Annotated in this window: 8 protein-coding genes; 3 read left to right on the top strand and 5 right to left on the bottom strand. The window is 41.0% G+C overall.

Translation table 11 applies throughout. From position 1 onward, the window contains the following. From dnaE to VNZ46_RS19890, 3 genes are all read left to right on the top strand, one after another. Positions 1 to 3,905 (top strand): DNA polymerase III subunit alpha (gene dnaE, locus VNZ46_RS19900; RefSeq protein WP_325561888.1); only part of this gene is annotated, 3,905 nt, incomplete at its 5' end. Between the two features lie 140 nt (positions 3,906 to 4,045). Next, complete coding sequence (trxA, locus tag VNZ46_RS19895; RefSeq protein ID WP_108552243.1) at positions 4,046 to 4,363, top strand: thioredoxin; 318 nt, start codon at positions 4,046 to 4,048, stop codon at positions 4,361 to 4,363. 141 nt (positions 4,364 to 4,504) lie between these two features. Beyond that, positions 4,505 to 5,425, top strand: coding sequence for a DUF58 domain-containing protein (locus VNZ46_RS19890; RefSeq protein ID WP_325561886.1), 921 nt, complete (start codon positions 4,505 to 4,507; stop codon positions 5,423 to 5,425). On the opposite strand, the gene VNZ46_RS19885 is transcribed toward VNZ46_RS19890, so the two are convergent. From VNZ46_RS19885 to VNZ46_RS19865, 5 genes are all read right to left on the bottom strand, one after another. Then, positions 5,422 to 5,871, bottom strand: a complete 450-nt coding sequence (locus tag VNZ46_RS19885; RefSeq protein WP_325561884.1) for a hypothetical protein — start codon at positions 5,869 to 5,871, stop codon at positions 5,422 to 5,424. The genes VNZ46_RS19890 and VNZ46_RS19885 overlap by 4 nt on opposite strands. A 36-nt stretch (positions 5,872 to 5,907) precedes the next feature. Further along, a complete protein-coding gene (locus tag VNZ46_RS19880; protein WP_325561882.1) occupies positions 5,908 to 6,426 on the bottom strand; it encodes a hypothetical protein in 519 nt (172 codons plus the stop codon). A gap of 34 nt (positions 6,427 to 6,460) precedes the next feature. Continuing rightward, positions 6,461 to 7,021: an RNA polymerase sigma factor gene (locus tag VNZ46_RS19875; RefSeq protein WP_199077279.1), complete on the bottom strand. Its 561-nt coding sequence runs from the start codon at positions 7,019 to 7,021 to the stop codon at positions 6,461 to 6,463. 3 nt (positions 7,022 to 7,024) lie between these two features. Beyond that, positions 7,025 to 7,981, bottom strand: a complete 957-nt coding sequence (locus VNZ46_RS19870) for a transketolase family protein (protein ID WP_325561880.1) — start codon at positions 7,979 to 7,981, stop codon at positions 7,025 to 7,027. Between the two features lie 50 nt (positions 7,982 to 8,031). Further along, positions 8,032 to 8,538: thiamine pyrophosphate-dependent enzyme (locus tag VNZ46_RS19865; protein ID WP_325561878.1), on the bottom strand; the 507-nt coding region annotated here is incomplete at its 5' end.

The raw sequence follows: 8,538 nt of genomic DNA, 5'->3' as shown, positions 1-8,538 counted from the left end.
AAGCGACGACCAGGTGCTTTCTGCAGTTGTTGAAAATTGATGGATTTAAACCAGAACAACTCAATCGGGATTCGGATTATGTAAGGGCTTTTAAAGAACGTAATCCAGGGGTTATTCCAACAACAGGATTAAAGCATATTAACCTTAAGGCGGCTTCTGAGGAAATTCGTGAGCGTCTTAAAAAGGCAGAAGGTGGTGGGCTGTCCAGACAAGCCCTGAAGGAAAACCAGGAGGAATTGAAAAATGCCGTATTTGCGCATTTACACAACCACACGCAGTTTTCCGTATTACAATCTACCATCAATATTCCTGATCTGATCAAAGCCGCTGCTGCAGATAAAATGCCAGCAGTGGCCATGACTGATCACGCCAATATGATGGGGGCTTTTCATTTTGTTAATCAGGTTCTGAATTACAATAAAGGTGCGGAGGCGAGGAACCAGGCTGCTATAGAAAAGGGAGAGGAACCGTCAGATGTGGTTCTAAAGCCAATTGTGGGTTGTGAGTTCTTTGTGTGTGAAGACCACCTGGACAAGAGCCGCAAAGACAATGGTTTCCAGATTGTATTAATGGCTAAGAATAAAAGGGGCTATCACAACCTGGCCAAAATGTCTTCTATTGCGTATACCAAAGGCTTTTATTATGTACCAAGGATAGACAGAAAGGTAATTGAAGCTTATAAGGAAGATATTCTGGTCCTTTCGGGAAACTTGTACGGGGAGATTCCTAGTAAACTCTTAAACGTGGGTGAAAAACAAGCGGAAGAAGCTTTGCTCTGGTGGAAAGAACAATTTAAAGATGATTTTTATATAGAGGTTCTGCGTCACAACCAGGATGACGAAAACATTGTAAATAAATCACTGATTAGTCTCGCTAAAAAACACGACGTAAAGCTGGTCGCAACAAATAATACCTATTACATCAATAAAAAAGACGCCAATGCCCATGATATTTTATTGTGTGTAAAAGACGGCGAAAAGCAGGCTACACCAATAGGCCGTGGGCGTGGTTACCGTTATGGTCTGCCCAATCAGGAGTACTATTTTAAATCTGGTGAAGAGATGAAAGCACTCTTTGCAGATCTTCCTGAAGCGATCCTCAATATTGGGGAGATTGTAGATAAGATAGAAAGTTATAAGCTGGCCAGAGAGGTACTGTTACCCAAATTTGGTATTCCTGAGCAATTTCTTGTTGCAGAGGACGAAGCGGATGGTGGAAAAAGGGGCGAGAATAAATATCTTGCGCACCTGACTTATGTAGGGGCGGAAAAACGGTACGGAGAAATTACACCGGACATTAAAGAACGCCTGGATTTTGAGTTGCAGACCATTGAGAAAACGGGATATCCAGGGTATTTCCTCATTGTGCAGGATTTTATTGCTGAAGCAAGAAACCTGGATGTATCTGTTGGGCCAGGAAGGGGTTCTGCCGCAGGTTCTGCAGTGGCCTATTGTCTGGGAATCACTAATATTGACCCGATCAAATATGATTTGCTTTTTGAGCGTTTCCTGAATCCGGATAGGGTATCCATGCCCGATATTGATATTGACTTTGATGATGAGGGTCGCGGAAGAGTTATGGACTATGTAATTAAGAAATATGGGGCCAATCAGGTTGCCCAGATTATTACTTACGGAACCATGGCAGCCAAGTCTTCCATCAGAGATACAGCAAGGGTATTGGATTTGCCGCTGTTTGAGGCAGATAAGATTGCTAAGCTGATCCCGAATATGAAGTTGGCCAAAATCTTTAATCTGGATGAGAAGAACCTGAAAGAAGCGCTTAGAGCAGACGAGTATGAAAAGGTAGTAGAACTTAAGGCTATGGCCGGATCTAAGGACCTGAGCGCAGAAACCATACAGCAAGCGAAAATATTAGAAGGTTCTTTAAGAAATACAGGTATTCATGCCTGTGGAGTGATTATTACACCGGATGACATTACTAATTTCGTTCCGGTTGCTACAGCAAAAGATTCAGATTTGTATGTAACCCAGTTTGATAACTCGGTGGTAGAAAGTGCTGGATTACTGAAAATGGACTTTTTGGGTTTAAAAACCCTGACACTGATCAAGGATACGGTAAAACTGGTGAAACTCAGGAGTGGTATTGAGTTGAATCCGGATGAAATTCCTATTGACGATGTTAAAACCTACGAGCTTTTCCAGCGTGGGGAAACTATAGGGATCTTCCAGTACGAGAGTAATGGGATGCAAAAATACATGAAGGAACTTAAGCCAACTGTATTTGCCGATCTTATTGCCATGAATGCTTTGTACCGCCCGGGACCACTGGAATATATTCCAAGTTTTGTTCGCCGGAAGAACGGGGAGGAAGAAATCAAATATGATTTGGATGCTTGTGAGGAATACCTGAAAGAAACCTATGGAATTACGGTGTACCAGGAGCAGGTGATGCTTTTATCACAAAAACTTGCTGGATTTACCAAAGGTGAGGCCGACGTTTTGCGTAAAGCCATGGGTAAGAAACAGAAGGATGTTTTGGACAAGATGAAACCGAAATTTGTAACCCAGGCGGCAGAAAAGGGACATGCACCGCAGGTACTGGAGAAGATCTGGAAGGACTGGGAAGCTTTTGCTTCTTATGCTTTTAATAAATCGCACTCTACGTGTTATGCCTGGATTGCTTATCAGACTGCTTATTTGAAGGCTCATTATCCTGCAGAATATATGGCGGCGGTACTGTCCAACAACATGAGCGATATCAAGCAGGTGGCATTTTTTATGGAAGAATGCCGGCAAATGAACGTTCAGGTGCTTGGCCCGGATGTAAATGAATCTGATATTAAATTCTCGGTAAATGATCGTGGTGAGGTTCGTTTTGGCCTGTCTGGTGTGAAAGGGGTAGGAGAGAAAGCGGTAGAGAGTATCATTGAAGAAAGAGCAGAAAAGGGTCACTTTGTCAGTGTTTATGATTTTGCAAAACGTTCCAATACCAGGACTGTAAATAAAAAGGCTTATGAGAGTTTTGTGTACAGCGGAGCATTTGATAGCTTTGGTTTCCACCGGGCACAGTATTTTCATGTCGGGATCAATGACAAATTGAACGGAATTGAAAAGCTGATTAAATATGCAAATGATTTTCAGAATAATGGAGCTTCGTCACAATCCTCACTTTTTGGGGGCTCCATTGCAGATCTGATTATGGAGCCTCCTTTACCGGTTGCTCCGGAATGGGGTTTGATTGACCGCCTGAAGTATGAAAAGGATGCTATCGGGATCTTTTTAAGTGGACATCCCCTGGATAATTATAAATTTGAACTACAGAATTTCTGTCAGCATTCGGTGAAACACTTGAGTATTATCAACAAAATCAGAACTGGAGACACCAATGAGGAGGTACTAGCGGAATTCGAGGCCCTTAAGAACAGGGAGCTGGTGGTGGGCGGTTTGGTGGTTATAGCCGCTCAGCGAATGACCAAGACTGGTAAACCTTTTGGAACAATTGTTTTTGAAGATTATGATGACAGTTGCGAGCTGGCGCTTTTTGGAGAGGATTTTATTAAGTTCAAACAATTCCTGACCGATGGTTACTTCCTGCAGATCAGGGGAAGGGTTGGTGAACGTTTTAGAAAGGAAGGGGACTGGGAGTTTAAAATTACTTCAATAGCCCTGCTTTCTGACTTAAGAGATAAGCTGGCCAAATCACTGACCATACAAATTCCAATTGAAGGGATTAATGCCGCTTTTTTAAGCTCTATACATGAAATTATAGAAGATAATAAGGCCAGTACAGATCAGCAAAACTGTAAACTTAATTTTGCTGTATATGATAGGGAACAGAATATTCAACTGGATTTGCCATCAAAATCGTTAAAAATAAACCCGAATAACCATTTTCTGGAACAGTTAACTGGTTTGAATGTTGTCAATTATAAGTTGAACTAATGTCATTTTGACATTACAAGCGTAATGGCATTAGTATTGATTATATCTTTGTAATCACAAGGGCAACAATAAGTTCAAATGTTTCTACTCATTCTAGCTCTAAGTAAGTAAATAAGAATCAATTAAATAAAATAGAAATTATGGCTTTAGAAATCACAGATGCAAACTTCGAGGAAGTTGTATTGAAATCTGATAAACCCGTTTTAGTAGACTTTTGGGCAGAATGGTGTGGTCCGTGTCGTATGGTAGGTCCCGTTGTTGATGAGATCTCCAAAGAATATGAAGGAAAAGCGATCGTGGGTAAAGTGAACGTGGATAACAACCCTCAGATCTCCACACAATTTGGAATTCGTAACATTCCTGCTTTATTGTTCTTCAAAGGTGGAGAAGTAGTAGATAAACAAGTAGGTGCTGTACCAAAATCGGTACTTGCAGGAAAATTAGATAAACAATTGTAATTACAATCTGATATATTTGAAAGCGTCTGTGTTTGCAGACGCTTTTTTTATGCTCTGTATTCTGAATTTATTTTAGGATCCCGGCCACATTAGTGATATAATCTCTTTTTTATGCAGGTATATTTTTATTAGATTTATAAGATGTCATCGCAACTCGACCCTGAAAACTTAAATGCCCTGGATAACCTGGAACTGCTGGCCAGACAAGTCGTGGAAGGCTTTATTACCGGCTTACACAAGAGCCCTTTTCATGGTTTTTCGGTTGAGTTTGCAGAACACCGGGCCTATAACCCGGGAGATAATGTTAAAAATATAGACTGGAAGCTTTTTGCGAAGACGGATAAATTGTATAGCAAGCGGTATGAGGAGGAAACAAATTTGCGCTGTCAGTTTGTGATAGATGTTTCTTCATCTATGTATTTCCCTGATGTGAAATTGAACAAACTTCGCTTTTCAGTACAGGCAGTTGCAGCGCTGATCTTTCTTTTAAGGCGGCAGCGCGATGCTTTTGGTTTGAGCCTGTTTACAGATCGGGTGATTCTGAACACACCGGCGAAGTCTACAGGAATGCACCAGAAATATTTGTTTGCTGAATTGGAGGGTATATTGCAGCGTGTAAAAGTCAATGTACCAACAGATCTGGCAGTTGCTTTGCACCAGGTGGCTGAGCTGATTCACAAAAGGTCGCTGGTGGTTGTGTTTAGCGATATGCTCCAGACCGTCCGCCAGGAAGAGCAACTAGATGCTGTATTTGCTTCATTACAACATTTAAAGTTCAATAAACATGAGGTAGTCCTGTTTAATATAACAGATAAATCTAAAGAGATCTCTTTTGAATTTGAGAATAAACCTTACGAGTTTATTGACATGGAGACAGGAGCATCTTTAAAACTACACCCCTCCAAAGTCAAAGCAGGTTATTTGGAACAGATGCAGATCTACCGGCAGCAGATTCAATTAAAATGTGCGCAATATAAGATTGACTGGATAGATGCAGATCTGGCAGAGGGTTTTATTCCGGTTTTGCAGGCTTACCTGATTAAAAGGCAAAAAATGGGTTAATCCCGCTTTTTGCCGTCACGATAGCGGTTTAGCAATTCCCTTTTAAAGGTTTCCTGGGCTCTGTAGTATTTTCCAACTGTTTTTATAGGGAGTACCGATTTTAACTGGTAGTAGTATTTCTTCTCAATGTTCAGCGCTTTTTGTTTAAAGTTGAGTTCATTGGTTAATAACGATTCTACCTGGTTGTCAGAAAGATCATCGATTTCATTTGTTTTTCTAAAGCTGATCATTTTTTCGGCACGCTCCGCCCTTAATGCAGCCTGCTCCTTCTGCCAGTTGTTATAAATTGGCCAGAAGGCTCTGGATTCTTCGGGTGTAAGTTCGAGTTTACTGGTCAGATAGGCCACTTTGTAAGACTCAATGTCATTGCTTCTTTCATTTTGACGCTGTGCTGAAGCAAATTGGCCAAGGCAGATTAAAAAAGTCAATACGATGAGGTTTTTCATGTTCTTGTAGTTTTACTCAAATTGTACTTCAGTCTTTTAAAGATTGGAAGCAATGTCGTTTTGAGAATAGTTGTTTAAAATATAATCTTCCAATTCTTTTTCTGAAGCATTGGTGGTTGTTTTCGTGTCTTTGCTGGCCTGAATATGATCAATAATCATTTGCTCATCAATGTCAAACAAGGTTTGCTCGGTGGCCATATCTGCAGATTTTACCGAAGGAATACTACGGTGATTGTTTAGGTACAGACCAAAGGCACTGATCAGAACAAAACAGGCGGCAGATGCATATTTAACGATGTCTGAGCGCCATAAACGGAATAGGCCAGCTTCTTTCTTTGATTTAACCGTCGTGGTCTTTTCTTTGATTCTTGCTTCCAGCTGTTCAAAATAAGAATCAGGAACAGCAAAGCCCTGCCCATTGGAAAGATCCTTTAACTTTTCCAGCGATACCTTTGTCTGAATTCTTTCCGTAAGCTGGTCAAAATAATGCTCAGGTACTGAAAAGCCCGGCTGTTTTACCTTTACTTTCAACTTATCTTCTATTTCATCATTCATAACAGTTATATGGATAGATTAAATGCCAAAAGGTTTAAAATGAAATATCATCATTTAATAAGAAAGTTTCAATTTTCTTTGCCGCGATGTGAAATGAGGCTTTTAAAGCTCCCACACTTGTGCCCAGGATTTCTGATATTTCTTCATATTTCAAATCATCAAAGTACTTCATGTTAAAAACAAGCCGCTGTTTTTCCGGTAAGGTTAGTAAAGCTTGCTGCAGTTTAAGTTGCAATTTATCACCGTTGAAATAGGCAGATTCCACGAGGCTGTCTGCAAGTTCTTCGGAAACTTCATCTAAAGGGGTATTGTTCCTTTGTTTCTTTTTGTTCAGAAAAGTAATGGATTCATTAGTCGCGATTCTATAGATCCAAGTGTACAGCTGGGAATCACTTCTAAATTTTTCAAGGTTTCGCCAGACCTTAATAAATACGTCCTGAACCAGATCGTCGGTATCATCATGATCGATCACCAGGCGGCGAATGTGCCAGTATATCTTTTGTTGATATTTAGATAAAAGCAGGTTAAAGGCTTCATTTCGGGTTTTCTCGTTTGAGAACTTCTCCAGTATTTCTGCGTCTTCAACCTGCTTCATGTATTATTTCTTTCTTTTGATCACTTTTTGAGCAGCCTCAACAATATTTACAGTGTCTAAACCGTATTTTGTCATGAGCTGATCTGGAGTACCACTTTCTCCGAAACTGTCATTTACAGCAACAAACTCTTGCGGTGTTGGTAATTCTGTAGACAATAAACGCGCCACACTTTCTCCAAGACCGCCAAATTTATTGTGTTCTTCTGCTGTAACCACGCAGCCTGTCTTCTTAACAGATTTCAGAATCGCTTCTTCATCAAGTGGCTTAATGGTGTGAATGTTGATGATCTCTGCATCGATGCCCAGTTCAGCTAGTTTCTCTCCGGCTTCGATGGCTTTCCAAACCATATGACCGGTAGCGATAATGGTTACATCTGTGCCTTCGTTTACCATCCAGGCTTTACCGATTTCGAATTTTTGATCAGGGTCGGTGAAAACAGGGATGACCGGGCGTCCAAAACGTAAATATACCGGACCTTCATGCTCTGCGATGGCAATGGTTGCGGCTTTGGTCTGGTTGTAATCGCAGGTATTGATCACTGTCATTCCTGGTAGCATTTTCATTAAGCCTATATCCTCCAGAATCTGGTGTGTTGCACCATCTTCTCCTAATGTTAAGCCGGCGTGTGAAGCACAGATCTTTACATTTTTATCAGAGTAAGCAACCGATTGGCGGATCTGATCATAAACACGACCGGTAGAAAAGTTCGCAAAGGTTCCGGTAAAAGGAATTTTACCGCCAATAGTTAATCCGGCAGCGATACCAATCATATTGGCTTCTGCAATACCGATCTGGAAAAAACGTTCAGGAAATTCTTTGATAAAGGCTTCCATTTTTAAAGAGCCTACAAGGTCAGCACACAGTGCAACAACCTCCGGGTTTTTTCTTCCAGCTTCAAGAAGTCCGGCCCCGAATCCGGAACGGGTATCTTTTTTTTCTGTATATGTATACTTTTTCACGTTCTTAAGTGTTTTAAAGGTGTTCAAACCTGCTCAGCAGGCTTTCATTCTTAATAATCTTTTAGGGTACTGTGTAATTGGGCAAGTGCAGCGGCCAGTTGCTCATCGTTAGGGGCAACGCCATGCCATTTGTGTGATCCCATCATGAAATCAACACCTGCACCCATTTGAGTACTCATTAAGTTTAAGATTGGTTTGCCTTTTCCTGTTAAGGTTTTAGCATAATGCAAAGCTTTCACGATAGATTCCATATCGTTGCCATCAGACTCAATAACATGCCATCCGAAAGCTTCGAATTTGGCTTGAAGGTTTTCCAGTGACAATACTTTTTCTGTTGGGCCATCAATCTGCTGTCCGTTATAATCGATGGAAGCAATTAAATTATCAACTTTATTGTGCGGGGCATACATAATGGCTTCCCAGTTTTGTCCTTCCTGTAACTCTCCGTCGCCGTGCAAAGTATATACAATAGAGTGGTCTTTATTGAGTTTTTTAGCTTGGGCTGCTCCGATAGCAACAGACATACCCTGACCTAGAGAACCTGAGGCAATACGGAT

This window comes from Pedobacter sp., assembly GCF_035566355.1.
In the GTDB taxonomy this organism is placed as follows: Bacteria; Bacteroidota; Bacteroidia; order Sphingobacteriales; family Sphingobacteriaceae; genus Pedobacter.
Note: the sequence above shows the minus strand (reverse complement) of the source record. Positions and strands in the feature narration are given on the sequence as shown.

What these genes read in the sequence shown, in the direction of transcription:
- trxA (WP_108552243.1), top strand. Translation starts at nt 4,046, where the DNA reads ATGGCTTTAGAAATCACAGATGCAAACTTCGAGGAAGTTGTATTGAAA.
- VNZ46_RS19890 (WP_325561886.1), top strand. Translation starts at nt 4,505, where the DNA reads ATGTCATCGCAACTCGACCCTGAAAACTTAAATGCCCTGGATAACCTG.
- VNZ46_RS19885 (WP_325561884.1), bottom strand. Translation starts at nt 5,871, where the DNA reads ATGAAAAACCTCATCGTATTGACTTTTTTAATCTGCCTTGGCCAATTT.
- VNZ46_RS19880 (WP_325561882.1), bottom strand. Translation starts at nt 6,426, where the DNA reads ATGAATGATGAAATAGAAGATAAGTTGAAAGTAAAGGTAAAACAGCCG.
- VNZ46_RS19875 (WP_199077279.1), bottom strand. Translation starts at nt 7,021, where the DNA reads ATGAAGCAGGTTGAAGACGCAGAAATACTGGAGAAGTTCTCAAACGAG.